General features: G+C 55.8%; 25 protein-coding genes. 9 read left to right on the top strand and 16 right to left on the bottom strand.

Going from position 1 to position 25,537, the window contains the following annotated elements; all coding sequences use genetic code 11:
• Positions 1–12: 12 nt before the first annotated feature.
• The 3 genes from mnmE to IE087_RS01870 all read right to left on the bottom strand — a co-directional run bounded on the left by mnmE (position 13) and on the right by IE087_RS01870 (position 3,160).
• On the bottom strand, positions 13–1,296 hold the full coding sequence (gene mnmE / locus IE087_RS01880; protein WP_189367225.1) for a tRNA uridine-5-carboxymethylaminomethyl(34) synthesis GTPase MnmE: 1,284 nt from the start codon (positions 1,294–1,296) through the stop codon (positions 13–15).
• 22 nt (positions 1,297–1,318) lie between these two features.
• Positions 1,319–2,590 (bottom strand): transcription termination factor Rho, encoded by a 1,272-nt coding sequence (rho, locus tag IE087_RS01875; RefSeq protein ID WP_189367224.1) that lies wholly within the window; start codon positions 2,588–2,590, stop codon positions 1,319–1,321.
• 123 nt (positions 2,591–2,713) lie between these two features.
• Positions 2,714–3,160 (bottom strand): CopD family protein, encoded by a 447-nt coding sequence (locus IE087_RS01870; RefSeq protein ID WP_373296474.1) that lies wholly within the window; start codon positions 3,158–3,160, stop codon positions 2,714–2,716.
• A 409-nt stretch (positions 3,161–3,569) separates the two neighbouring features.
• Between IE087_RS01870 and IE087_RS01865 the strand changes: the two genes are divergently transcribed.
• Genes IE087_RS01865 through dnaQ form a run of 4 tightly spaced genes read left to right on the top strand, consistent with a single transcriptional unit; the run spans position 3,570 to position 6,284 of the window.
• A complete protein-coding gene (locus IE087_RS01865) occupies positions 3,570–4,169 on the top strand; it encodes a Maf family protein (RefSeq protein ID WP_189367223.1) in 600 nt (199 codons plus the stop codon).
• Positions 4,170–4,184: 15 nt separating this feature from the next.
• A complete protein-coding gene (locus tag IE087_RS01860; RefSeq protein ID WP_189367222.1) occupies positions 4,185–5,015 on the top strand; it encodes a shikimate dehydrogenase in 831 nt (276 codons plus the stop codon).
• Positions 5,012–5,605 (top strand): dephospho-CoA kinase, encoded by a 594-nt coding sequence (coaE, locus tag IE087_RS01855; RefSeq protein WP_189367221.1) that lies wholly within the window; start codon positions 5,012–5,014, stop codon positions 5,603–5,605. Before IE087_RS01860 ends, coaE begins: the two co-directional genes overlap by 4 nt.
• Positions 5,598–6,284 carry a DNA polymerase III subunit epsilon gene (gene dnaQ, locus IE087_RS01850; RefSeq protein ID WP_189367220.1) on the top strand — a complete coding sequence of 229 codons (687 nt, stop codon included), beginning with the start codon at positions 5,598–5,600 and terminating at the stop codon, positions 6,282–6,284. The genes coaE and dnaQ overlap by 8 nt, the downstream gene beginning before the upstream one ends.
• A 45-nt stretch (positions 6,285–6,329) precedes the next feature.
• Here dnaQ and secB read toward each other — a convergent pair whose 3' ends face one another.
• Positions 6,330–6,818 (bottom strand): protein-export chaperone SecB, encoded by a 489-nt coding sequence (gene secB / locus IE087_RS01845; RefSeq protein WP_189367219.1) that lies wholly within the window; start codon positions 6,816–6,818, stop codon positions 6,330–6,332.
• Between the two features lie 61 nt (positions 6,819–6,879).
• The gene (locus tag IE087_RS01840; protein ID WP_189367218.1) at positions 6,880–7,347 is read right to left on the bottom strand and encodes an FxsA family protein; all 468 of its coding nucleotides are present in this window, start codon (positions 7,345–7,347) and stop codon (positions 6,880–6,882) included.
• 114 nt (positions 7,348–7,461) lie between these two features.
• On the opposite strand from IE087_RS01840, the gene IE087_RS01835 reads away from it, so the two are divergent.
• Genes IE087_RS01835 through IE087_RS01825 form a run of 3 tightly spaced genes read left to right on the top strand, consistent with a single transcriptional unit; the run spans position 7,462 to position 9,739 of the window.
• A complete protein-coding gene (locus IE087_RS01835) occupies positions 7,462–8,121 on the top strand; it encodes a Tim44/TimA family putative adaptor protein (protein ID WP_189367217.1) in 660 nt (219 codons plus the stop codon).
• A 41-nt stretch (positions 8,122–8,162) separates the two neighbouring features.
• Entirely contained in the window at positions 8,163–9,152 is a 990-nt protein-coding gene (mltA, locus tag IE087_RS01830) for a murein transglycosylase A (protein ID WP_189367216.1), read from the top strand.
• A complete protein-coding gene (locus IE087_RS01825) occupies positions 9,149–9,739 on the top strand; it encodes a Smr/MutS family protein (RefSeq protein WP_189367215.1) in 591 nt (196 codons plus the stop codon). The genes mltA and IE087_RS01825 overlap by 4 nt, the downstream gene beginning before the upstream one ends.
• Here the strand turns inward: IE087_RS01825 and IE087_RS01820 are convergent.
• The 3 genes from IE087_RS01820 to hslU are packed head-to-tail and all read right to left on the bottom strand — an operon-like array spanning position 9,722 to position 13,428.
• The gene (locus IE087_RS01820) at positions 9,722–10,960 is read right to left on the bottom strand and encodes an MFS transporter (RefSeq protein WP_189368302.1); all 1,239 of its coding nucleotides are present in this window, start codon (positions 10,958–10,960) and stop codon (positions 9,722–9,724) included. The two genes, IE087_RS01825 and IE087_RS01820, sit on opposite strands and share 18 nt — an antisense overlap.
• A 5-nt stretch (positions 10,961–10,965) precedes the next feature.
• Entirely contained in the window at positions 10,966–12,066 is a 1,101-nt protein-coding gene (locus IE087_RS01815) for an alpha/beta hydrolase (protein ID WP_189367214.1), read from the bottom strand.
• Between the two features lie 54 nt (positions 12,067–12,120).
• Complete coding sequence (gene hslU, locus IE087_RS01810; RefSeq protein WP_189367213.1) at positions 12,121–13,428, bottom strand: ATP-dependent protease ATPase subunit HslU; 1,308 nt, start codon at positions 13,426–13,428, stop codon at positions 12,121–12,123.
• Positions 13,429–13,599: 171 nt separating this feature from the next.
• On the opposite strand from hslU, the gene IE087_RS01805 reads away from it, so the two are divergent.
• Positions 13,600–13,992 carry a DM13 domain-containing protein gene (locus tag IE087_RS01805; protein WP_189367212.1) on the top strand — a complete coding sequence of 131 codons (393 nt, stop codon included), beginning with the start codon at positions 13,600–13,602 and terminating at the stop codon, positions 13,990–13,992.
• A 52-nt stretch (positions 13,993–14,044) separates the two neighbouring features.
• Here the strand turns inward: IE087_RS01805 and IE087_RS01800 are convergent, their stop codons facing one another.
• Positions 14,045–15,082, bottom strand: coding sequence for an aldo/keto reductase (locus IE087_RS01800; RefSeq protein WP_189367211.1), 1,038 nt, complete (start codon positions 15,080–15,082; stop codon positions 14,045–14,047).
• A complete protein-coding gene (gene hslV / locus IE087_RS01795) occupies positions 15,079–15,636 on the bottom strand; it encodes an ATP-dependent protease subunit HslV (RefSeq protein ID WP_189367210.1) in 558 nt (185 codons plus the stop codon). Before hslV ends, IE087_RS01800 begins: the two co-directional genes overlap by 4 nt.
• Positions 15,637–15,747: 111 nt before the next feature.
• On the opposite strand from hslV, the gene IE087_RS01790 reads away from it, so the two are divergent.
• The gene (locus tag IE087_RS01790) at positions 15,748–16,692 is read left to right on the top strand and encodes a phosphotransferase (RefSeq protein ID WP_189367209.1); all 945 of its coding nucleotides are present in this window, start codon (positions 15,748–15,750) and stop codon (positions 16,690–16,692) included.
• 49 nt (positions 16,693–16,741) lie between these two features.
• Here IE087_RS01790 and trxA read toward each other — a convergent pair whose 3' ends face one another.
• The 6 genes from trxA to tsaE are packed head-to-tail and all read right to left on the bottom strand — an operon-like array spanning position 16,742 to position 25,515.
• Positions 16,742–17,062, bottom strand: coding sequence for a thioredoxin (gene trxA, locus IE087_RS01785; RefSeq protein WP_189367208.1), 321 nt, complete (start codon positions 17,060–17,062; stop codon positions 16,742–16,744).
• 38 nt (positions 17,063–17,100) lie between these two features.
• Positions 17,101–20,421, bottom strand: coding sequence for a double-strand break repair helicase AddA (gene addA, locus IE087_RS01780; protein WP_189367207.1), 3,321 nt, complete (start codon positions 20,419–20,421; stop codon positions 17,101–17,103).
• Positions 20,418–23,369, bottom strand: coding sequence for a double-strand break repair protein AddB (addB, locus tag IE087_RS01775; RefSeq protein ID WP_189367206.1), 2,952 nt, complete (start codon positions 23,367–23,369; stop codon positions 20,418–20,420). The genes addA and addB overlap by 4 nt, the downstream gene beginning before the upstream one ends.
• Positions 23,362–24,054 (bottom strand): nucleotidyltransferase family protein, encoded by a 693-nt coding sequence (locus IE087_RS01770; RefSeq protein ID WP_229801227.1) that lies wholly within the window; start codon positions 24,052–24,054, stop codon positions 23,362–23,364. Before IE087_RS01770 ends, addB begins: the two co-directional genes overlap by 8 nt.
• The gene (locus IE087_RS01765; RefSeq protein WP_189367205.1) at positions 24,030–25,049 is read right to left on the bottom strand and encodes an aminoglycoside phosphotransferase family protein; all 1,020 of its coding nucleotides are present in this window, start codon (positions 25,047–25,049) and stop codon (positions 24,030–24,032) included. Before IE087_RS01765 ends, IE087_RS01770 begins: the two co-directional genes overlap by 25 nt.
• Complete coding sequence (gene tsaE, locus IE087_RS01760; protein ID WP_189367204.1) at positions 25,042–25,515, bottom strand: tRNA (adenosine(37)-N6)-threonylcarbamoyltransferase complex ATPase subunit type 1 TsaE; 474 nt, start codon at positions 25,513–25,515, stop codon at positions 25,042–25,044. Before tsaE ends, IE087_RS01765 begins: the two co-directional genes overlap by 8 nt.
• Between the last annotated feature and the right edge of the window lie 22 nt (positions 25,516–25,537).

Raw genomic sequence — 25,537 nt, 5'->3', positions numbered from 1 at the left:
TGAAACACTCCATTACTTACCCAGGCAAAAACTGGAGAATATTTCGTCTAGCAGGTTTTCTACATCTACCCGGCCGACAACTGCCTCCAGAGATCGAATCGCAGCCCTGATTTCCTCTGCCGCAATATCATAGTGCTCTGGCCCCGCACCAACCATGTTTGACGCAGACGATAAAGTCGATGAAGCGTTCGACATTGACGCTCTGTGCCGTTCGTGCGTGAGCAGTCCGGCATCTTGTGTTCGCTCATACAAAGCGGCGGTTATATCCGAAACAAGTTGGTCAACGCCCTGTCCAGTAAGGCCTGAAATTGCAGGCACGTTGTCGTTTCTTTCATCTGCCTTCGGGGCAAGAACGACGTCACCTTCCACAACCGGAACACTTAAACGCTCTCCCGGTTCCACAAGAAAGATACGCAACTGCGCAGAATTCGCGCGCGAAATCGCTCTGGAGACCCCTTCTGCCTCAATCTGATCATCAGACTCCCGCAGCCCTGCTGTATCCAGCAAAGTGACAGGCAGTCCACCAAGGTCCATGCGGACTTCAATGATATCTCTTGTCGTACCTGCAACTTCGGAAGTGATAGCAGCATCACGACGAGCAAGGGCATTTAGCAGAGTAGACTTTCCTGCATTTGGCGCACCAACGATCGCAACTTCAAAACCAGTCCGAATTCTTTCCGCCGAGTTAAACCCACTCAACTGATCCGAAACGTCCTGCATCACGTCCGACAAAAGGCTTTGAACCTCCGGTGTAACGTCTACCGGAACTTCTCCATCGGCAAAGTCTATTGTTACCTCGATCAACGCCGCGGCCCGGATCAACTTGCTGCGCCAACTTTCAATCCGTTGACCCAACTCACCCGATACGGTGCGCAAGGCTTGTTGTCGTTGTGCTTCAGTTTCCGCCTCGATCAGATCACCAAGACCCTCGACTTGCGCAAGATCCATCTTGTTGTTTTCGAGCGCCCGACGCGTGAATTCGCCTGGTTCAGCCATTCGAGCGTTACTTTTGGCTAGTTCACGCAAAACAGCCGAGATCACGGCAATGCTTCCGTGTAGATGAAACTCGACCACATCCTCACCCGTAAAGCTTTCCGGGCCATCAAAAACGAGGATCAATGCGTGATCGAGCATTCCGCCCGCGTCATCGCGTAGAATTCGCGTGGCAGCCCTACGGGCTTCTGGAAGTGATCCGCACAGTTTTTCCGCGCAAGACTTGGCTTCGCACCCTGAAATACGGACGACGGCAACGCCCGCACGACCCTGCGCCGTGGCAAGGGCAAAGACTGTATCCATCCCCTTACCTCCGCCTGGCAGATCAGGTGTTCATGGAATCGAAGAATTCGCTATTCGTCTTGGTCTGCTTGAGTTTCGAGATCAGGAATTCGATCGCATCCGTTGTTCCCATCGGGTTCAGGATACGGCGCAGAACAAAGGTTTTTGCCAAATCCACTTTGTCGACCAACAGGTCTTCTTTCCGCGTACCGGACTTGAGGATGTCAATCGCTGGGAACACGCGTTTATCCGCAATCTTGCGATCCAGAATAATTTCAGAGTTACCAGTACCCTTGAACTCTTCAAAGATGACTTCGTCCATCCGGCTACCTGTATCAATCAGGGCCGTTGCGATGATCGTCAACGATCCGCCCTCTTCGATATTCCGCGCCGCACCAAAGAACCGCTTGGGCCTTTGCAATGCGTTAGCATCTACACCACCGGTCAGAACTTTACCCGACGAAGGAACAACTGTGTTGAACGCCCTACCAAGTCTTGTGATTGAATCGAGCAGAATAACAACATCTCGTTTGTGCTCGACCAATCGCTTTGCTTTTTCGATGACCATTTCCGACACGGCTACGTGGCGTGTCGCAGGTTCATCAAATGTGGACGAAATAACTTCGCCTTTCACGGAACGCTGCATGTCCGTCACCTCTTCGGGACGTTCATCGATCAGCAACACAATCAGGTAGCATTCTGGGTGGTTCTTTTCGATGCTCGCCGCGATGTTCTGCAACAGTACGGTCTTACCCGTCCGTGGAGGCGCGGTAATCAGCGAACGTTGCCCCTTCCCGATCGGTACGACCAGATCAATGATACGAGCCGAGCGATCTTTGGTGGTCGGATCATCAAGCTCCATCTTGAGGCGCTCGTCCGGATAGAGCGGCGTCAGGTTGTCAAAGGCAATCTTGTGCTTGGCCTTCTCCGGTTCTTCAAAGTTGATCCTCGTCGCGTTTGTCAGCGCAAAGTAACGTTCCGTATCGTCCGGAGCCTTGATCACGCCCTCGATCGTATCACCAGTCCTCAACGAATACTGGCGGATCATTTCTGGCGACACATAGATGTCATCAGGACCCGGCAGATAGTTCGCCTCAGGCGAGCGCAGGAAACCAAAACCGTCTTGCAGGACCTCCAGCACACCATCGCCGGAAATCTCCCATCCCTCATCCGCGCGTTCGCGCAAGATCTGGAACATCATCTCGCCCTTCCGCATAGTCGAGGCGTTTTCGATTTCCAGCTCCTCTGCCATGGCAAGGAGGTCTTTGGGGCTTTTCGCCTTGAGTTCAGCAAGGGCGAGGCGTTCTGCGGTCATGGGAATACTCTTGGCCCGCTTGGTTCAAGCGGTGCGCGTCCAGTCAATTGTAAAAGCTGTATGCGGTCCCCGGACGGGGTGCGACATCGCAGATAGGGGCTGTTGCGCCCTAAGTCAACGGTTTCAGAATTTCACAACCACCGACAGAACAATCAGAACCATGAGAAGCGTCGGCACTTCATTCATCATTCGGTACTGTCGTCCGCTTTTGATTGGGCCACCCGCAACAAATGCCTTGCGTTGCGCAGCCAGCCAACCGTGGAAACCAGACATGGCCAGAATCCCAAACAGTTTGGTCCAGGGCCACACTGCACTCCAATCGACCACACCAGGGATCAAGGCAAGGAGAAGACCGAACACCCATGTTGCGATCATGGCAGGGTTCATGATCACCTTAAGCAGCTTGTATTCCATGGTTTGGAAGAGGGCATGTGTATCGCCCTGCAGCCCGACACTTTCTGAATGGTAGACATACAGACGGGGTAGATAGAACAAGGCTGCCATCCAAGCGATCACCGACATGATATGGAATGCCTTGATCCACGGATAGAAGGTTATCAAGATATCCATGATAGTTGGGCCCTTACTGTTCCGATCCACCCTTATAAATAAATATAAGAAAGAAAAAGGATGATGATTTTGTAGGGTGACCGATTTCTGTGGATTACTGTTTTTCCCAAAGGGTTGTGCACAGCGTGACAGGTTTTTCCCCAGATATGTAAAGCTGCCAACCTATTATAAAAATCGTTTTAAAACAAATATTTAGATTTCAATAAACCAATTTAAGGAGTGGACTAATCTGTGGGTAACACCGAACAACATTTGTTGCACTCAACACAGTATTTGTTCTTTCGCACTTGGGAAGGATCACGGTGAAACCGGCTCGTGACGCGAGGTGCATCACATGAACCGGACATCCGGCTTGCTTTCACGTGTTTGATCCCTCAGTTCACAAGGCGTGACACACAAGGATATCCACATGAACACCCCCATCGTTCTTGCTTCGGGTTCCAGCATTCGGGCCCAGCTGCTGCAAAACGCAGGGATAGAATTCGAAGTCATGGTGCCTCGAATTGATGAAGAAGCGGTTAAAGAAGCCTTGATCGCCGAAGAAGCCTCACCGCGTGACATTGCCGATGCGCTGGCCGAAATGAAGGCGCGCAAGGTGGCTGACAAGGTGCCGGGCGCTATGATCATTGGATGCGATCAGGTTCTTTCTTTCGACAACGATCTTCTGTCGAAGCCGATTGACCCAATGGACGCTGCCGAACAACTGCGTGCCATGCGTGGGCAGCGCCACATGCTGCTATCAGCCGCCATCATTTATCATGAAGGTAAACCCATCTGGCGCCACGTGGGACAGGTCCGTCTGCGGATGCGAAATGTGTCGGATGCGTATCTTGATGGATACATTGACCGGAATTGGGATGACATTCGTCACTCAGTTGGCGCATACCAACTAGAGGCAGAGGGAGTGCGCCTGTTCCACAGCATCGAAGGGGATTATTTCAATGTCCTTGGGATGCCATTGCTGGAGCTTCTGGCATTCCTGACGCTGCGCGGCGTGATCGACGGATAATCAAAGGCATGCGGGATGAGCGATAAAATTCCTTTGGCGGGGGTCATCGGATCCCCCATTTCACATTCCAAGTCACCGCAATTGCATCGGCACTGGCTCAAGACGCTTGGGTTGCGCGGTGACTACATCCCCATGGATGTGTCGGCACAGGATCTGGAGACAGTTTTGCGGACCTTGCCCAAAGCCGGTTTTGTCGGGGTGAACATTACCATTCCCCACAAAGAGGCCGCATTGGAAATTGCCGATCTTGTCACGGATCGCGCAACGCTGATTGGGGCCGCAAACACTCTGATCTTTCGCAAGGATGGCCAGATTCATGCGGACAACACGGATGGGTATGGTTTCATCGAGAACCTGAAAGCGGGCGCGCCGAACTGGCATCCTCATGCAGGTCCGGCAACGGTGCTGGGCGCTGGAGGTGCAGCGCGTGCTGTCATTGCATCGCTTCTCGATGCTGGCGTTCCAGAAATTCTACTGACCAACCGTACCCGCGTTCGGGCGGAAAAGTTGGCTGACGATTTCGGAAAGAAGGTGTCGGTTGTTGATTGGGTTCAAGCCGGGAATATTCTCGAAGACTCTGCCCTTGTGACCAACACAACGTCACTTGGCATGATCGGTAAACCGGCAATGCGCATCCCCTTGGACGGTTTGCGGCGCGGCACCCTCGTCACTGATCTTGTCTACACACCTCTAAAGACTGACCTACTTGCCGCCGCCGAGGCAGCAGGCTGTGTGACCGTTGACGGGCTAGGTATGCTGCTGCATCAGGCAGTACCCGCTTTCGAGCGATGGTTTGGGCATCGGCCTGTCGTGGACAGCGCAACCCGCGCGGCGGCATTGAGATGACGTTTAAACTTGGGCTGACCGGCTCCATTGGTATGGGCAAATCCACAACAGCCCAGATGTTCAAGGACGAAGGGTGCGCAGTTTGGGACGCGGATGCAGCTGTGCATCGTCTATACGGCCAAAGTGGCGCAGCGGTCGGCCCGATTGGAAAAATATTCCCAAGCGCTGTCGTGGGCGGAGCCCTCTCTCGCGATGCATTGCGTGACATCATCTCGAAGAACGCAGACGCTCTGGCCCGAATTGAAGCCATTGTGCACCCACTGGTCGCGGATGATCGAGCGCGTTTTGTAGCGGCGACAGACCCAGATATCGTTGTCTTTGACATCCCGCTTCTTTTTGAAACAGGCGGCGAAGCGGCGATGGATGCCGTTGCGGTTGTTCATGTCGATGCGGAAACGCAAAGGGCACGTGTCCTTGCACGTGGAACGATGACCGAGGCCCAATTTCAAACAATCCTGGCAAAGCAGATGCCAAGTGCTGAAAAATGTGACCGGGCCGACTTCGTGATCGAAACTGACACGGTTGAACATGCCCGTACTCAGGTTCATTCTGTAGTTCAGCAGATCAAAAGCGGATTGTCACATGCGTGAAATCGTTCTCGACACGGAAACGACTGGGTTCGACCCGGAAAGCGGAGACCGAATTGTCGAAATTGGGGCGATTGAATTGCTCGGTCACGTTCCAACCGATAGCGTGTTCCACGAGTACATCGATCCAGAACGCTCGATGCCTCAGGAAGCATTTGAAGTGCACGGGCTGGGCGATGATTTTCTGCGTGGAAAGCCAAAGTTTGCTGAGCTAGGCCAAAAGTTTCTGGACTTTGTTGGCGATGCCAAGTTGGTGATCCACAACGCTGCCTTCGACATGAAGTTTCTGAATGCCGAGCTGAAGTGGATGGGTTTACCTCAGATCCCCTTTGATCGTGCGATCGACACCCTCGACATTGCGCGGCGCCGTTTTCCCGGTTCACCGGCTTCACTGGATGCACTGTGCCGCCGCTTCGGGATCGACAATTCAGCTCGAACCTTGCACGGCGCCTTGCTCGACAGCGAAATTCTGGCGGAAGTCTATCTTGAACTGATTGGTGGACGTCAGCCCGACTTTGCACTTTCAACAAACAATTCAGCTGGCCCAAGCGCGGTTGAGATTGAAAGCTGGACACTGCCACCTCGCCCGCGAGCTTTGCCAAGTCGCATTACTGCCAAAGAGCAAGAGGCACATGCGGGGTTTGTGGCCAAGCTGGGCGATGACGCCCTGTGGCCAAAATGAAAAGGCCCGGTACGAAGACCGGGCCTTGCCATAGTTTCAAAGATATCAGTTGATTGGCTGCTCAGCCGGCGCTGCTTCTTTCTGGCGGCGCGCGATTTCGTTCCGATACAGCGATACGAAATCGATGTTTTCCAGGTTGAGGGGTGGGAAGCCACCGTCGCGTGTGATGTCACTGACGACCCGACGCAGGAACGGAAATATCATCCGGGGGCATTCAATTAGAAGGAACGGATGAAGCTGATCTTCCGGCACATTTTCAATGTGGAACATCCCGACATAGTCGATTTCAAGAACAAAAAGGACAGTGTCGCCTTCCTTTGCCTTTGAAGTCACGTTCAGCTTGATCGCGCTTTCGTACTGGTTCTCCTGACCGCGTTTCTTAGCGTCCAGATTGACTTGCACCTGTACATCGGGCTGCACGTCCGGCGCTGCGCCCTTTTGCGACACGATATTCTCAAATGACATGTCGCGAATGTATTGGCCCAGCACGCGCATTTGCGGTGCGGCGGGTGGTGTGGCTTGTTCTTCGGCCATCAGCTCTTTCTCCGAGGGAAACTATAAATCCCGCGCTTCGTATCAGCTTGGGCCACTGGCCTCAATGCTTGGTCCAGCCTGATGGCCCCCGAACTTCACGCCGGTCGGGGTCAACTTCGGTGTATTCACCGTCAACAATATCCGGGCGCTGGGGTCTTTGCCCGTGGGTCGAAAATGTGGTGACGTTGATGCGGCTTCGCGCCCAACGGAAAACAGCAAGCCGAACACCCGGTACAAGCAGTGCAAACCCGACCGCATCCGTGAAGAAACCCGGGGTCAGCAGCAGGGCGCCGGAAAACAGGATCATGGCGCCATGCGCCAATGCTTCGCTTGGATCGCGCATCTGGTTGAAGGAGGATTTGACCTGCCCCAACGCCTGAATGCCCTGAGCACGTACCAGCATGGTGCCCAAAACAGCCGTGATGACAACAATCAGCAGGGTCCAGCCCAAACCGATGGCACCGCCAACTTGTATGAACAGGGCAATCTCGATCAATGGGACCAGAAGAAAGGCCAGAAACAGCCACATCCGCGTTATCCTTTCGTTTCCACAAGGGGCCGTACAGTGGACTTGCGCCCCCCGTGCACCTACATAAGGGTCCGACAAGGCTGTTGCCACCCGACCCCGAATGACGAGGCATGAATGAATTCTCCGCTTATCCAGTTACTAGTCCTTGCTGGCATCGCTGTCTTCCTGATCCTGCGCCTGAAAAACGTGCTGGGAACACGCGAAGGATTCGAACAGCCTCCCGTGCCCAAACAAGTTTCCGAACGTTCGGGACGACATGACTTCGAAGTGATTGAAGGTGGCCCTGATTTGGATATCACCGATCATGTCGATGAAGATAGCGACGCCGCCAAGGCATTGGCAGAAATGAAACGGGTGGAGCCGTCATTCCAGGTGTCTGACTTCCTGCAAGGTGCCCGTGGCGCATACGAGATGATTGTAATGGGATATGAACAGGGCGATCTGGCCGACATCCAACCTTTCCTGTCGGAAGAGATTTATGAGTCGTTCGTGGACGGAGTTGCCGCTCGCGAGGATCAAGGTCTGACCATCGAGGCCGAATTTATCGGTGTCCGGGAGCTGAAACTGATGGACGCCACCTATGATCCCGAGACGGGCGAAGGTGAGTTGACCATCCGTTATGTTGCAGAACTGAAATCTGCTGTTCGCGATCAGGGCGGAGATATCGTAGAAGGTAGCTTGACTGAGGTGAAGCGGCAGAAAGACACATGGGCCTTTGCAAGAACCATGGGGGCGGACGACCCGAATTGGCTACTGGTGTCTACAGACGCGTAGTACGCTTTTGCGCCTTATCATTCTGCGCGATTTTCTGGACCATGACCGCCGCTGCCTCTGATCTGAAGTACACGGTGCTGGGCTTTGATGCGTTGGATGGTTGGGCGCAGGATGATCACGCCGCAGCACTGACCACGTTTCGCAATACATGTCGGGATATGGATGACCCCGATTGGAGATCTCTATGCGCCTTGGCTGGTGATGTGCCGGATGCGCGTGCTTTTTTTGAACTTTTCTTTCGTCCTGTCCTGATCGAAGACGGCGCGCCAGCGCTGTTCACCGGGTATTTTGAACCGGAGTTGGACGGATCACGCCGTCGCAGTGCGCGCTATCGTTTCCCGGTCTATGCTATGCCCCCGGAAGCGCGGCACATACGCCCCTGGTTGACCCGTCGCCAAATCCTTGAAGGGCCGGTGATGCAAGGGAGGGGCCTTGAGATTGCCTGGGTGGATGATCCAGTTGAGTTATTCTTTCTTCAAATCCAGGGGTCCGGTCGTATCCGTCTGCCCAATGGTCAGATGATGCGTGTTGGGTTTGGCGGTGCCAATGGGCACAAGTATCGATCCATCGGGGCTGAGCTGGTGCGCCGTGGCACTTACGCTGCTCATCAGGTCAGTGCACAGGTTATCCGAAACTACGTTCGCAATAATCCGGTGGTTGGCGAAGAGCTGCTGTATCATAACCCATCCTACGTGTTCTTCCGTGAAGTCAGCGAAGTTCCAGCTGATCGTGGACCGTTGGGTGCAATGAACCGGTCTATCACAACGATGCGGTCCATAGCTGTCGATCCGGCCTTTGTTCCTCTGGGCGCACCAGTATGGATCGAAAAAGACGGGAATGGACCCTTGCGGCGATTGATGATCGCGCAAGATACCGGATCAGCGATCAAGGGTGCGCAGCGCGCCGACGTGTTCTTTGGTACTGGCGACAAGGCGGGCCGTGAGGCCGGGCGTTTGAAAGACCCGGGCCGGATGATGGTGTTGATGCCAATCCAACGCGCCTATGCCCTGCTGCCTGAGAGCGCGATATGACACGCCGCAAGTTGCGCCCGGACGAAGAAGAGCTGTGGCGAAAAGTGGCGGACAAGACGGAGCGGTTGCATCCGAACAAACCGTTTCATCCAGATGATTTTGTCACAACACCGCCTCCAAAACCCCGCGCGAAACCAGCATTCAAAATTGCTCCGGTTACAGGCAGACAGTCTTCATCCAAGCCATCCACTTCCGTGAACCTGACGCCGTCGATTGTGGATCAGGTCGCGACCCAGCCGGTTCAGATGGATCGTAAGGCGTTCACCCAGATGAAACGCGGTAAGCTCAAGCCAGAGGGCAAGCTGGACCTACATGGCATGACGCTTGATCGTGCGCATCCGGCACTTACGCGGTTCATCCTGTCTGCGCAGTCTCAAGGAAAGCGATTGGTTTTGGTTGTCACGGGCAAAGGCAAGAACCGCGACGATGATGGCCCCATACCCGTGCGTTTCGGTGTCTTGCGCCATCAGGTGCCGCAATGGTTGTCCATGCCGCCGCTGTCGTCGGTCGTGTTGCAGGTCAGTCAGGCCAATGTCCGCCATGGCGGCGGCGGTGCATATTACGTGTATCTACGTCGTCTGCGTTAGGTCTCCGCGCGCTCGTTGAATGCCAATCCACATGCATGCAGTTGCTAGCAGAAAATAAGCCGCGACACCCATGTATTGTACGTTCAGATCGACACCGAAATCGATCAGCCCGCCGGTAAGGCCTGGTCCGATGGCTGACCCCAACACCATGACCGCGGCGGCCATCGCCTTGATCGCCCCAATGTGACGGGTGCCATAGAATTCCGCCCAGAACGCGTTGGGCAATGTTGAATTTGCACCGGTTGTCAGGGCCAGAAACACGAAACCGATGGCTGCTGCAGCCAGCGATTGAGCCACTGAAAAGGTGACGAAGGCCACAACCATTGGCAGCTGGAAAAAGGGGATCAACCGTGCCGTGCCGTACCGATCCAATGCGATGCCGGATAGGATCATCGCTGCGATCCCTACGACGGTGTAAATGGGAAACAAAGCCACAAGGGACAGGTGTGACCATCCCTTGATTTCAGCGAAATAGACCTGCTGGAAAAAGAATGCAGTGTTAAACGCGGCGGGGCCAACCAAGGCAGGCACCATGAACCAGAACAGTGGATGGCCCAACGTATCTGTGCGTGTCCAATGGCGAGCTTTCATACCGAAGCTCTGGTTTTCGCCAGCCATGGATTGCGGCGTGCGCTCCTCTCCTAGCAAACGCCACAGGATGGGTACGCCCAATAGCGCGATGGCAGCCGCCAAAAGCCACAGAACACGCCAATCCAGAAACGCCATCAACGCAACAAAGAGCAGGGGTAGAACGGCCTCCCCCAAGGAAAAGCCCAAAGTGGCAACGGCAAGAGCCCGGCCCCGAGACGCCACGAACCATCGCGCCATCGCGACAATCGCGATGTGGCTTGTCATTCCCTGCCCCGTTAGACGCAGTGCGAAGATCACAATGGGAAGAAGCGCAGCGTATGGATTTATGGCCATCAACAGGCACGACCCAGCAAGCAACACAAGCACGACCACGCCCAAGCTCCGCGCACGGAAACGATCCGTCAGGCCGCCTGCCCATATCATAACAACCGCAGACGCAGCAGTTCCAAGACCATATATTGCGCCCCAATCGCCGTGGGAAAGGGAATAGTCACCTTGGATTTGGGCCGCAAAGATCGAGATGAAAAATGTCTGTCCAAAGGACGATAGCAGGGTGAGCAGTGCACCTGCGGCCAGCCACTGCTGATTGCTCTTCAGAAAGTGACCCAGGGGCTCCGACCCGGACAGCATCGCCACTAGCGGGCCTCACTGCGGATTGCACTTGTGGATGTCCGACGTGGCGGAGACTGGATGCGCCGCGCGCCCAGAATGGTCAGTACCGACCCGGCCCGACCACGCAGGAATTCACTGTCCAGTTCGGATGAGCGGCGAAGGAGTTGGATCAAGGCGGGCGATCCGGCTGCAACAAAGTGATTGCCTGACTTCCGATCACTGAATGCGGTCACATCGACGATGGTAACAGGCAGGTCCGCAACAGCGTCCGTATTTTGAATGTTGCCCAACTGGGTTCTTTCACCGCGCAGGCGTGATGACAGGCGCAGGATTGCATCCTTGCGCGACACCATCACAACGAAAGGATCCGGTGCCGTTTGGATCCGGGAAAACTGACTGCGAAACACATCGACGTTGATGTCGGGGGACAAAAGGATCACACCGCTGATGTTCCTTCCGACCCACCCAGGCTCTGCGATGTCGAGCTGCCGCAGGGTTTCCATCACCAACGCACTGCCCATCGAATGGGCGACAAGGACGATATCTGGCTGGCCCGCAGATCGGATCAAGCGCATCAGATCGGCAAGGCCGTCTCGGGCAAATAGCGCGCTATCCTGATCATATTCATACCCCAGAGGATTGCCGCGACTGGGCCAAGAGTAGCTGACGTGCGTACCTGGGACCTCAAGGTCCTCTGCCATTTGTGCGATCCGGAAGGCAGAGTTGGTAAAGCTGTTGTTGAAACCGTGCACGAACAGTGTCACTTCGCGCTCGGACTCTGGATGTGATGCCAAATCGGCCATCAGGGCGCGGCGAAACACATCGTTTGACTCGTAGATGTTCAATGCGGCGAGAGCAAAATCGCGGTCCGGTTTGGGGCGATCTTGCCCGTCTGATACGCTGCCCAATGCGCGACCGGGCGGCAGCGATACCGTGGCTTGCACCAAATTCAGCGAAGCAGATCGGCCAATCCCAAACTCACCAGCCGCGTTCATACTGCGCGTGGTGCCGATAAATACATCGCGGTTTTTCCCGACAAGCTTGGCTTCGGGCAAAATGGGCGCAGCTGTCCTATCGCTGCATGCAGCAAGGATAAAAACCAGAACAAATAGAATCGCGCGCATCAAATACCCCTGCCCGATCATCCCACGGGATGTACCGGAGCAGGAAGCAAACAGCTAGAGCACGTAACGGCTAACGTCTGTGGATCGCGCAAGTTCGCCGAGATGTGTTTCGACAAAGTCCGCATCAACCGTGATTTCATCTCCGGCCCGGTCGGGAGCGTTGAACGAAAGCTCTTCAAAAACCCGTTCCATCACGGTGTAGAGGCGGCGGGCACCGATGTTCTCGACACTCTTGTTCACGTCTGCAGCGATACGGGCCAATGCGCGAATCCCCTCGGGTTCAAAGGTCACCGTCACCTTTTCGGTCTGCATTAGAGCGGTGTATTGCAACGTCAGCGCATTGTCCGTTTCTTCCAGAATCCGCACGAAATCATCTTCGGTCAGATCGCGCAGTTCGACGCGGATGGGCAGTCTACCTTGCAGCTCTGGCAACAGGTCGGACGGCTTTGCAATATGGAAGGCGCCTGACGCGATAAACAGGATGTGGTCGGTTTTCACTGGTCCGTGTTTGGTGCTGACGGTTGTTCCTTCGATCAAGGGCAGTAGGTCACGCTGCACACCTTCGCGGCTGACATCCCCGCCACGTGCATCTGTGCGCGCGCACACCTTGTCAATCTCATCCAGAAAAACGATGCCATTCTCTTGCACGGCTTCCAAAGCCGTTTTGGTCACCGTTTCGTCATCGAGCAACTTGTCCGCTTCTTCGCCGATCAGAACGTCATAGCTTTGCGCGACCGTCAGCTTCTTGCGGACGGTACGTCCGCCCATCGCTTTGCCAAAGATGTCGCCCAGGTTCATCATCCCCATGCCGCCGCCGGGTTGGCCGGGAATGTCCATGGTCGGGAACGGGTTGCTGGTGTCGGCGACGTCCAGTTCGATCAGGGTATCGTCCAGTTCGCCTGACTTCAGCTTTTTGCGGAACATCTCGCGCGTTGCGTCGCGGGCATCTGTGCCAGCGATGGCCTCGATGACCCGGTCCTCGGCCGCTTGGTGTGCGTTGGCCTTCACGTCTTCCCGCATGTATTCCCGTGTTTCCACGATGGCAGCATCCACGAGATCACGAATGATCTGCTCTACATCGCGGCCGACATACCCAACCTCGGTGAATTTGGTTGCTTCGACCTTCAGGAATGGTGCGCGCGCCAGCTTGGCCAGACGGCGACTGATCTCTGTCTTGCCCACGCCGGTAGGGCCGATCATCAGGATGTTCTTGGGATAAACCTCGTCTCGCAGATCATCATCCAGCTGCTTTCTGCGCCAGCGATTCCGCAGCGCAACCGCAACGGCGCGCTTGGCATCTTTCTGGCCAATGATGAATCGATCAAGTTCAGAGACAATTTCGCGGGGGGTCAGGTCAGTCACAAGCGGCCCGTTTGTTACAAGTTTCCCGCCTTACCTATGCGAAAACTGGCGAAACGCAACGATTGACGGGCATTTCATCAACACAGCATCACTTGCGCGAGAGGTTGGGTTATTTTGTCGCGGCTTAGGCGTACCTTGGCGCCATCGAATTGAATCCTCGGAGACTGTCCCATGACCAACCGCCGCTCATTCCTAATTGGGTCTGCCGCCTTGATGGCGTCCACTGCATTGCCAACTTTTGCGCTGGCCGGTGGCCATGGCCGCATCGGTGAATTCACCGGCAAAAGCAATCACGTCACCAAAGGCCGTGCCGAAGTGGTGACCAAGAATGGCAAAAGCCAGGTGATCCTTCTGGATGATTTCTGGTTCGACGGTGCCCCCGATCCCAAGGTTGCGCTGGGCCGAGACGGTTATGACAGCGACACGCTAATGGGCCCGCTGAAAGCCAATGCAGGTAAGCAAACGTTCGATGTTCCTGCTGGCGTCGATGCAGCCACCTACAACGAAGTCTGGGTCTGGTGTGAGAAGTTCAACGTGCCGCTAGGCGTTGCCAAACTGAACTGATCTGGCTGATTTTCAAGAGGAAGGCCGCTGCGAAAACAGCGGCCTTTTTCATTCATGACAGAATTCTAGTGTTCAGCTCATCTGTCATCATCGTATCGAACCAGTGCGGATAGCGTTTCGCTGGGGGCGCAATGTCGGCCAACTTGGCCAGCTCTTCATCAGCTAGCTTCAATTTTGGTGCGGCGAGGGCTGCATCCAAATGTCTCATCTTCGATGCACCAAAGATCACGCTGTGGCTGCGGTCTTGGGCCAACAACCAAGCCAAGGCTACAGTCGCTGGATGCACATTGTGAGTCTTTGCAATACCGGCAAGCGTTTCAATCATTGTGCGGGCGGTTCTGGTGTCGATGCCAAGGAAATCGCCGCCTTCACTCAACCGTCCGTCGCCCTCCTCAAGTTTCTCCGGGTCATACTTGCCGGACAACAAACCTCCGGCCAGAGGTGACCAGGCCATAAGCCCGCCGCCCATCTCCGCCATCATGGGCAAGACATCGAGTTCGATATCCCGTGCTACAAGATTGTACAGATATTGTCCGGCGACGAAGGGCGTCATCCTGTGGTCGCGCTGGTACTGCACGGCACGGGCCATGTGCCATGCGGGCCAGTTCGACACGCCGACATAGCGCACCTTGCCTGCTTCAATTGCGGTTTGGAGTGCGGCCAGCGTTTCTTCCATCGGCGTTGTGAAGTCGGTTTTGTGCAGCACCAAAAGATCGATGTGATCAATCCCCATACGGTCTAGGCTGCCGTTGATCTGTTTAAGAACATGGCTGCGGTTCAGACCGGCATCGCCCACCTGATCTGTCTGACGAAAGCCAAGTTTCGTGCAAATCACTGCCTCGTTCCGGCGATTTCCTAGCGCTTTCCCAAGGATGTCTTCCGATTCACCACTCGAATATCCATCGGCTGTGTCAAAGAAGTTCACGCCGGCATCCAGGGCGCGGCTCACCATTTTATTCGCGGCATCCTGACCGACCTTGGCAACACCGGGAATCCAGTCCGACCCGTGGTTGAAGGTCATGGTACCAAAGCACATGCGGCTCACAATCAAACCACTGTTGCCCAGACGCGTATATGTCATCTCGGTCATTTGCTGATCGTCTCCACTGTCAGGTTGCCGTTGGTGTAAACGCAGATATCAGCCGCGATTTGCATCGCATCGCGTGCCACGGTTTCGGCCGTCCGGTCGCTGTCCATCATGCCCCTTGCTGCAGCAAGGGCGTAGTTTCCGCCAGATCCGATCGCCGTTACATCGTGCTCGGGTTCAAGCACATCACCTGCGCCGGTGATCACGAACATATCCACCCCATCCGACACGATAAGCATCGCCTCAAGCTTTTGAAGATACTTGTCAGTGCGCCAATCCTTGGCCAGCTCAACGCTTGCGCGAGCCAGTTGGCCGGGCGTGGCTTCCAGTTTGCTTTCCAGCCGCTCGAGCAGAGTAAAAGCGTCTGCTGTCGATCCAGCGAAACCGGCGACGACCTCATAGCCACCGGGGCTTAGTCGCCGCACCTTGCGTGCGGTCCCCTTGATGACCGTCTGCCCAAGAGACACCTGACCATCCCCGGCAATGACGACTTCGCCGCCCTTCTTCACACCGATGATCGTAGTCCCGTGCCATCCGGGAAATTCAGAATTGGCCATATGACATCTCCTTGATGTTGCGCCTTATATGCGACGTTCATCGGGTGGCTTCAATCCGTGCACACGTTGTGGTCTTGTCGGATCATGGTTTTCGGTCAGGCAGATCCAAGAGTGAAGCAGGCATTGGAGCGTTGGCGCCTGGTTGCGCCGACACTTGGATTGGATCCGGATGCGTATCGCCACAAGTTGATTTGGCAAAAGGACGAACCCAGCCGCAGCCATATTGTCTTGCGGATGAAGGGTACACCGGTCTTGATCATCAAGCAGGTCACCCTGGCGTCATCGGGTAAGTCACTTACAGAAACGGTGGATGCGCTGCGCGACGCACATCTGCGTCTACGCGATCATGACAAAGCACATGCGCCAGAGGTTCTTTTTTCTAGCGAAAGCGGTGATTTCATTGTGATGACCGAAGCAACCGGACGGACATTTGAAGATCACCTGAACAAAGGCCGGGCACATGGTCCCATGCTGAAGCGCGCCGGTGCATGGCTGTCGGCCTTTCATTCCAGCGGCTCGCTCGAAGTACGGACATATCAACCTCGGTTCATGGTTGAGCATGTCGAACGCGTTTTACAAAAGATAAGGGACGTTCCTGCACATGTTGCAGAACCTGAGCTCTTCATCGCGTGTTGCGAGGAAATACCAAGGCTTGCGAAAGCGGCCGAGGGGCAGCAAACCCTGTCCGCGACAAAGCATGGTGATTTCAACATTCGGAACATCCTTCTTGGTCCAAATGGCGAAACAGGACTGGATTTCAAGCCACACAGCTCGGCGCCGGTGGGATTTGATATTGTGCGGTTTCTCATGGACTACGCAGAACTGTTTCAGCCACTTCCGAACGGAAACCTGTTATCGCAGGATACGCTCGACGCTTTTTTTGATGGTTACACTGTCCTCGGTCGCGACGATCCCGCAGTGCGGTTTTTGCCCTACGTGCAGCTTTTGAATGACTGGCGGGCGATCCCAGTGGATCCAGACAATCGCAGTTGGCGGCAAAGTATCCGATTGGAAAACATCACTGCGCTGGCCAGATCGGCGTGTGGTACAACATAAAAACGGCCCCGCATGCGGGACCGTTTGCAACGTCAAAATGTCGTTTGGCTCAGATGCTTTCTTCGATCCAGCTTTGCAGAGCGGCTTTCGGAGCAGCGCCTGCGCGGTTCGAGATCACTTCGCCGTTTTTGAAGATGAACAAGGCCGGAATACCGCGCACACCCATCTGAGCGGGGGAATTCGGGTTTTCGTCCACGTTCACTTTGGCAATCTTGATTTTGCCTGCCATTTCGGCCGAAAGCTCCTCAAGAGCCGGGCCAATCTGTTTGCATGGACCGCACCATTCGGCCCAAAAGTCCACCACTACGGGGACATCGGAATTTTTAACTTCGGCGTCGAAAGTCGCGTCGGTGACTGCCACGGTTGCCATGTGAGTTCTCCTGCCAGGCTCAAGCGTAGGCTGGCAACCTAGGTACCCCCCACAACATCGTCAAGATATGGCGTGCTTTCCAGCGCGGACGTCACGATATCGTGCGGAATGGCCATCAGCACCCCTGTATGTGTCCATAGAATGCTTAATTCCACTTCGCGATCCGGATAAATCTGAGCCATTGCATGGGCATAGGCACCCATCTGGCGCAAAACACCTTCCGGCGTTTGTTCCGGCTTTTCCGGCACGACTCGATTTGTCTTAAAATCCACTATGTGCACCGTCTTGGCATTTAAGTGCAGTCGGTCGATCGTTCCGTGCATTCGGCGTGTACCAAGCTGCGCCGTTATCGGTACCTCGGCCAGTATGTTCTCAGCGAAAATCCATGAAAGTGCAGGATCAGCTTGAATGCGGCGTGCTTGCGCAACTGCTTGTGCCTTTAGGTCATCTTGCAGGTCAGCTTCGTGCAATGCGCGCGCACCTGTCTCCGTTGACTCAAGAAGCGCGTGGACCAGTGTTCCGAAGGCTTTCGCAGTGTTTTCGTCAACCCCGTCTCCCGGCAATGCTTTGGCACCACCCAAGTCTGAGGGCGACAACGTTTCCTGCAGAGTGGTTGGACTCGGCGCTATGGACTTGAAAATGCCCGGAAGGGGCGTAGCGACTTCGGTTTCTGTCCCGTCCGTGCCCTTGGCCGAAAACGCCCAATCACCATGTTGCAAACGCAAACCCGAACCCACCGGTGTGTCCAGCGGCGCTGCTTTGTTTGCCTCCATGCCAGCCTGAACACGTTGATGCCAATCATCACCGTTTCTTTCGAGCTCACCGGATGCGCCCACGATCAACCACTTTTCTGCTCGTGTTAGAGCTACATAAAGCAATCTCAGCGATTCTTTCCGTTGAGCGGCCTTCATATCGTCCAGTCGGGTTATCATCCGTGCCGGCAGCATGGCCGATGGCATCTTCCAAACCGGCGTGCCATCGATGTCGATGACAGTGTTGCGGACTTGAAAGTCGCGTTTTCCGCATTCGGGAAGGATCACGATAGGGGCTTCAAGGCCCTTTGATCCGTGCACCGTCATCACTCTGATCTGGTTCGATGCGCTGTCGATCTGACGTTTGACCTCAAGGTCGTCTGTTTCCATCCAGGTCAGGAAGCCGGTCAGGCTGGGCACTTCGCTGCGTTCGTAGGATAGCGCCTGAGACAGAAGCGCATTTATCCCATCCTCAGCTTCAGTACCAAGCCGTGCTAGCATCCGCTGACGCCCACGATGCCGGGTCAGCATCCGTTCGATCAGATCATACGGACGCAAAAAGTCGACATTGTCGCGCAAGTCCCTCAGAACCGAAACCGTTTCGGGGTAGGCGTCAGTTTTTGTGCGCAAACTGCGCCATAATTCATCCTCGGTTCGGTGATGCGCGAGGGTGTACAGATCTTGCTCGGACCACCCGAATAGAGGGGATCGGAGTGCAGTCGCCAGAGACAAGCTGTCCTCTGGTGTAGCAAGAAACGACAGAAGTGCGCCAAGGTCACGCACAGCGGTTTCCGCCCCTACCTTGAGGCGATCCGCTCCGGCGATGGGGAGCTCAAGTTCTTTGCACGCGCGGATGATATCGGGAAAGATGCCGCCACGTCGTTGAACAAGGATCAGAAAATCCCGTGGCTGCACTGGCCTTGGCCCGCCTTTGTCCGGAATCAACGTGCCTTCATTCAGCATTTGCTTGATTTGCCCAGCGACTGCCATCGCCAGCGTTCGAAACTGGTGTTCGGGGCTGCGCCGGTCCACGGGATCATACCATTCCCGTTCTGATGTCTTTTCCGGTTTTGGTACCAAGGGCCACAAGTCGACGCGCCCAGGCAGATCAGCGCTGAAAGCAATATGCTGACCATCGCCGAAACCGGCACCCTTTTCGGTTTCAAAGACCTTGTCAACCAAATCCAGGATCGCAGGCGATGACCGGAACGAAAAATCGAGGCTTCTACCCCACAGTTTCTGATCCGATTCCGCCAGTTTGGAGCCGAATTCTGATTGCATCCGGTCAAACTCGCGCGGGTCAGCGCCTTGGAAGGAATAGATTGATTGCTTCTTGTCCCCCACAACAAAGATCGTGCGGGTCACATCTGCCCGCGCACCCTCGCCGCTCGAAAACTCTTCCGCAAGTCGCCGGATCACGTCCCATTGCGTCGGACTGGTATCCTGTGCCTCGTCCACGAGGATGTGATCGATACCGCCGTCGAGCCGATACAGAACCCACGCTGCCACCCTGTCGTCGCTCAGCAGTTGCTGCGCTTTCTGGATCAGATCATCGAAATCCAACCAGCCGCGGCGCTGTTTTGCATCGCTGTAGCGTTGGGAAAATCGCCGAGCGAACTGGTGCAGGGCGACGGTGTGTTCAGTCGCATCAAGGGCCAGGCGCGCCTCGCGGGCCGCTTCGACCCGTTCAATCAGGGCCTCAAGCTGCGGCAGAAGATGTGCGGCCCGTTGTTGTGTCGACTTCGTGGGAAAGCGTTTCTTTCGGGTTCCGGCTTGGGTCAGAAACGCAGCCTCCGCAATCGAAAGGCTTTCGGTGTCGAGGGCAACAATTTCCTTCAACGTTTCACCAACAGCTTGGTCAGTCACACCTTGCGTTGCCAGAATCGGCAACAGGTCCTGCAACATCTCCCAATCGCCGGGGGCAAATGTGGCATCGACAATACTGTCGCGTGTCAGATCACCGGGTTGTCCAAGCAAAGAAAGCGTTTCCCCAGTCGTAAGATCGTCGAACTTCGCCGCCTTGCCTGCGATTTCCTTGGTGAGCGAAAGAAAATCTTCACCCTTGTACTGTGCGGCCAGCCGGACAAGCAGGTCAGCGTCTTCACCATCGGCCATCTGATCCACAAGCTCCGCTCGTAAAAGGTCAGCGGCGCGATCTTCAATCTCTGTGAATTGCGGGCTCACCCCTGCTTCGAGCGGAAAGCGCCTTAGTAGAGACGCACAGAACGAGTGAATCGTCTGAATTTTCAACCCACCGGGTGTTTCGATTGCCATTGCGAAAAGGGTACGTGCGTGGCTCAACTCTTGCGCATTGGGGATGTGCGCCAAACCCAACTCTGCCAACTCCGATCGTAACGCCTTGTCGTCCAGCATGGCCCACGCACCCAAACGCTGAAACAACCGGTTCTGCATCTCGGATGCGGCCGCCTTGGTGTACGTCAAACACAAGATGTTCTGCGGCTTCACGTCTTCCAGCAACAAGCGCGCGACGCGGTCGGTCAAAACGCGCGTCTTGCCCGATCCCGCATTGGCCGACAGCCATGTGGATTGCATGGGCTGTGCCGCTTCCTGCTGACGGCGGGTGGCTTCGTTTGCCATTGCCGTCATGTAAGCACCTCTGGTGCCGGTTCTTGCGTCACATCCCACTCACCAAAGCGCGCGAGTTGGTCATAGTCGCGTACCTCGCGATCCTCGTAGAGCGCGCGACGCGAGGTGTAGCCTTTGTCACCCTCAAGATACGCACCCAATAGCCCGACGAGTTCGGCAAGGATTTGGCGTGGTGTCTCAACATCCAGTGGCGCGTCTTCGGTTTTGGGATTGTTGCCCATCCCGATGAATTGCGCTGCCCTCACGGGGCATGGGCCAAGCGATTGGAAGCCGCCTTCCTCGACCATTGCCGCTTCGATTAACAACTGCTTGTCGAAATGCTTTTGCTGGTCCTTTGTCGGAGGCGCACCGGTTTTGTAGTCATACAAAAGGACCGACCCCGTATCATCCATATCAATCCGATCCGCGCGCCCTTCCAACTCGGTCCTGATTGCTTGCAGGGTGAGTTTTCCAATCGCCTCATTCTCGAACAATGTAGGCGTTGCGATGGACTGCCGCACCCTCTCGGTCTCAACAAGCCATTCGGCTGCCCGCCCAAACCGTGCCAGCCAAAGCGCACGGGCGGCAGGCCAAGGGACGTCCCGATTCAATACTTCGCGGGCATGTGCCATGAGCGCATCAACGGTCAAAGCCGTTTTGTCAGTCAGAGTCTCGCGCACGAAGCGTTCCATCACGTCATGGGAAAGAATGCCACGCAACAGCGCATCCGGTGTTTGTACCAAGGGCCGCAGCACCCGCAGGCGCAGCACATGCTTTGCGTATATGGCGTACGGATCGCGGATCAGTGTCTGGATTTCCGTCACGGTGAATCGGCGAGGACGGGCAGACACCGGTGGGCAAGGTGAGGGGCGCTGTGCCTTTGGCGTTTCTTCGGTCTTTTCGAGCTCTCGAGACAGGGCCAGCCAGTGCGCGCCCCGGGATTTCATCGCGTCCCAGTGATCGGGTTGTCCTTGTCCTGCCAATCCTTGCAGAAGATTGCGTAGTCTGTTCACCCAGCGCGATGGGACGGTTTCCGCATCGTCTGTTCGGATGGACCGGGTCAGCCAAACACTTGGGGCTGCGATCGCTTGTTGAAAATCGTGTGCGGATAGGCCAATGCGCCGTTCGGGCAGCAACAGACCCGCATCAAAACGCAGCTTTCGGTTCAGCCACGGATCAGGTGTCGGCGGTTCGGGCCATGTACCATCGTTCAAACCCGCCAGAATGACAAAGTCAGCCCCTTGGACGCGCGCTTCGAGCGTGCCCCAAATCATGATGTTCGGGTGAGGCATGTCGCGATCCCTTACATCCTCGCCTTGGCGTAAGGCTGTGTCGACCAAACCGGCGTAGTCACGGGCAGACATTTCACCGCCGAAGCTGGCGTGTTCGACCAAACCATCCATCACGCTTCGTGCTGCCTGACCAGCTTTCTTTTGCCAAAGCTCGCCGGCATCTGCACCGTTTGGACCCTGTGCCAGCGTTTCAGCAAGCGTACGATGCAGCGAAACCCATGCCTCAAGTGTCTGTGTTCCGCTAGAGTCTCGCGCGCATAGAAGGTTGCTGATCCATGCCGCCCAAGGCTCGATTTCTTCTACTTGCTTGGCGGCTTTCAGAGCGCAGCGCACCAAGCTGTCTGCGTTCGGATAGGGCAGCCCATCCTTTCGAATCCGCAGTTCCAGTCTTTGCGTGTTCAACTGGTGCAGGTTTCGATCGGCGCCTGAATGCGACAGCGGATGCTTAAGAAGGGTCAGCAATGCTTCGGCGTCCAATGGAGATTGGAACAGACCCGCGACATGACGCAAGAACCGTCCCGGCGGGGACAGGTGTAGCGGTGTGCCGGCACTGTCATCTGGCAAAATGTCCCAGCGGTCCAGTGCCGCGGTAACTTGTCGCGTCAGCATGCGATCTGGTGTTATGAGGGCCGCTTTTTCTCCAGTTTCGGCCGCCTGACGCAAGCGCATTGCGATGGCGATGGCTTCGGCGCGTGGGGTGTCCGCCTCGACAAGCGTGATAGCGTCCGTGGCGCGGCCAAGCTCGGTCAGTTTTGGCCCTTCCTCCCGCCATGCGTCGGTCACCGGCGCTGGGCGCAGCGCCAAAGACACGAGCGCGTTGCGAGACGCCGAGGGAGGAGGCAACAACGTCCAAGGCTTGACGTCCGACGGATGCAGATCGAGCGCGCGGCAGAGTTTCAGGAAGCGGAATTGCGGATGATCTTCGGCAGTTTGGTCTTGATCCAGTGCCTTCCAGACATCGTCAGGCATTTGGTCATCAAAACCAGGCAACAGAACTGCGCCCTGTGGAAGCGCGGCCACGGCCTTCATGAGCAACAGGGTCGTGCCACGAGAACCGGTCGAACCGACAACAATCATGGGATCGGCGTGCGGTGCGTTTCGCCAGTGATCTGCCAACCGGAGAACCGTTTTGCGCTGTCGGGCTTCGGGGTCTGGCGCGCTGCTGCTGGCGTCGATGTAGTCCTGCGCAATGGCGATGAACTGTTGCGCCCGGGCCCAATGCCCAGACTGATCCGACACATCCAGACGCGCGATATCAGCGGCACTTACGCCTTCGCCCTGCATCTCGTCCATGAGGGTGGCCAGACTGTCGGCAAGATCAAAGGGTCCGGCGTCGGGCGCAAGGTCAGGTTGGTGTTCGATCAGATTCTGTATCAGCGTCGCCAGTTCAAGCCGGCGTCGCAAAGGCGGAGCGGCGGCAGGCAAAGGTGTATCGGGCAACAACTCGTCCAGTTGGGTGATCATGCGAATGCGTGGCAGCAATCGCGCAGGCCCCTCATCAAACAACGTGCGCAGACGTCTTGCCATCCGTGTTGTGTTGACCAGCAACGTCACGCGCGCCCACGCTTCGGGCGGCGCATCATTCAACCGCTCTTCGAGCCCACGCATGACGGCACGGGGAAAGTCGACGCCGGGGGCGCATCCGAACAGTCGGTACGGCTCCACCGGATCAAACATTGTGGTTCCGCAGCATATTTTCAGCGATCACTATCCCTGCGGGGTGGCCCACATCACACCAGTGACCTGGATAGGGCAAACCAAAAAGGCGTCCCCGTTCTGCCATCATGCTCCATGGAACGTTGAGTGAAAACGCATTGTCCTCAACATTGTTCAGCAATTCTGTCTTCATAAGTTGCGCACCACCATAGACCATGTCACCGCCGCGATGTAGGCGGCCATCTTTGTCCAGGTGAAAATCTCCTCGGCTGTCCCGGCCGTGGACCCTTGAGAGCGGCACACATGTCAAAAGTGCGTCCATCCTTATCGGGTCCCAGGTGTCCAGCAACAAGCGCAATGGGTTTGGCCCGGCCCATACAGCGTCGGGATTTAACGTCAGAACAGGATTACTCTTCAGGAGGGGTAAGGCGTTGCGCAATCCCCCACCCGTTTCAAGTATGTCGGGATGTTCACGCAACGTGGTAACGGGTCGATCATCGAGATGCGCCTCCAATACGGCCGGCAAATAGTGAAGGTTGATGACCACCCGTTGCGGTTGGACAGCGTTCGCAAGATCGAGCGCATGATCAATCAACGGCTTGCCCGCAACGGAGATCATCGGTTTGGGCTGTGACCGGGTCAGATGCTTCATTCGCGTCCCAAACCCGGCCGCAAAAATCATCACGGCTGGGGAATCGTCTGACATTGGTCTTTGAGGCTTTGCAGGATGTTGGGGGTTGGCGCTGGCAATGCCTTCCGAATGATAGGTGCCAAGTCACCCGCGATCGGGTGTGACAGGCCGGTTTCGATATGGCCCCAGACCCGTGGGATCAGATCAATATAGTGTGGTTTGCCACGGGCAAGTGAAAGCCGTGCAAAGACGCCCAGAATACGCAAGTTACGTTGCAATCCCAGCAAGGCGTAAGCATCATGGAAAGCTGTCGGGTCGACGGATGCCGCTGTAACATATCTGTCCAACATCCTGCTTTGTACTTCCGGTGACACGTCGCGGCGCGCGTCTTGCAGTACCGAAACCAGATCATAGGCAGGATGGCCCAGCATCGCGTCCTGATAATCCAGAAGGCCAATATGTTTCACGCCTTCACGGTCGGGCAGCCAGATCATGTTTTCGGCGTGGTAGTCCCGTTGCACCAGCACGGGTTCTTCAGATTCCAAAGGTTCGAGGGCCGCGCACATCGCTGTATCGAACGCGGCGCGTGCGTCTGCATCGATTGATCCAATGGCGCCGCGCTGGTACCAGTCAAAACTCAAACAGGCGACATCGGTCATAAACCGCGCATCATAACGTGCCAGATCTGGCGGTTGTGCGCTGTGCAAATGCAGCAGCACGTCAATCGCAGCTTCATACAATGACGTTTCGCGGGCCTTGTCCGCAGCGATCAGCCGGGCAAACAAGTCATCACCCAGGTCTTCGATAAGCAGGAAACCGTGCGTGGCGTCGTTACCATAGATGCGCGGCGCTGAAAGACCAACGCTTCTCAGGTAGTTTGTGATTTTTACGAACGGACGAACATCCTCACCCTTATGCGGCGGAGCATCCATTAAGATGCGCGTGTCACCATCCATGGTGAGACGATCATACCTTCGGTTTGATGCATCCCCGGCGACCAGCTCAGATGTGGCTGCGGCCCAACCCAAACGGCCGATGAAAGCTGTTCTCAGGTGCGCGCGGTCAAGCATTGGCCACAACCTGTTCCAATCGATCCGGCCAACGTGGATCGGTCCAATGCAGGGTTGCTGACCGGCCTGCTCCATCCGGTTTCATCTTAATGGTCAAAGCAGATTCGGGTGTCAAAGGACCCAATCGATCCGGCCATTCAACCAGGCAAATCGCATCTTCAAAAGCCTCCGACAGGCCCAACTCATCTATCTCGGTATCTGCAGATATGCGATACAGATCCGCGTGCCAAAGCGTGCCGTTTTCAGTTTCGTAAACCTGCACCAATGTGAAGGTGGGCGATGGCACGTCTTCAGGTTCCAGAAGAACCGACTGAATAAGCGCACGTGCAAACTGGGTTTTGCCAGCGCCCACATCACCTTCCAGCAACACCACATCGCCCGCGCGCAGACAGGGTCCAAGTGTCGTTCCGGCACGTGTGGTTTCTGCAGCAGTTGGCCAATGCAAGGTGAGGGCGGCAGACGTCATCCCGTCAACCTACCGGCATCCT

Origin of the sequence: Tateyamaria omphalii, assembly GCF_014651375.1 — a bacterium.
GTDB classification, from domain to species: Bacteria; Pseudomonadota; Alphaproteobacteria; order Rhodobacterales; family Rhodobacteraceae; genus Tateyamaria; species Tateyamaria omphalii.
This window is presented reverse-complemented; position numbering and strand designations above follow the sequence as displayed.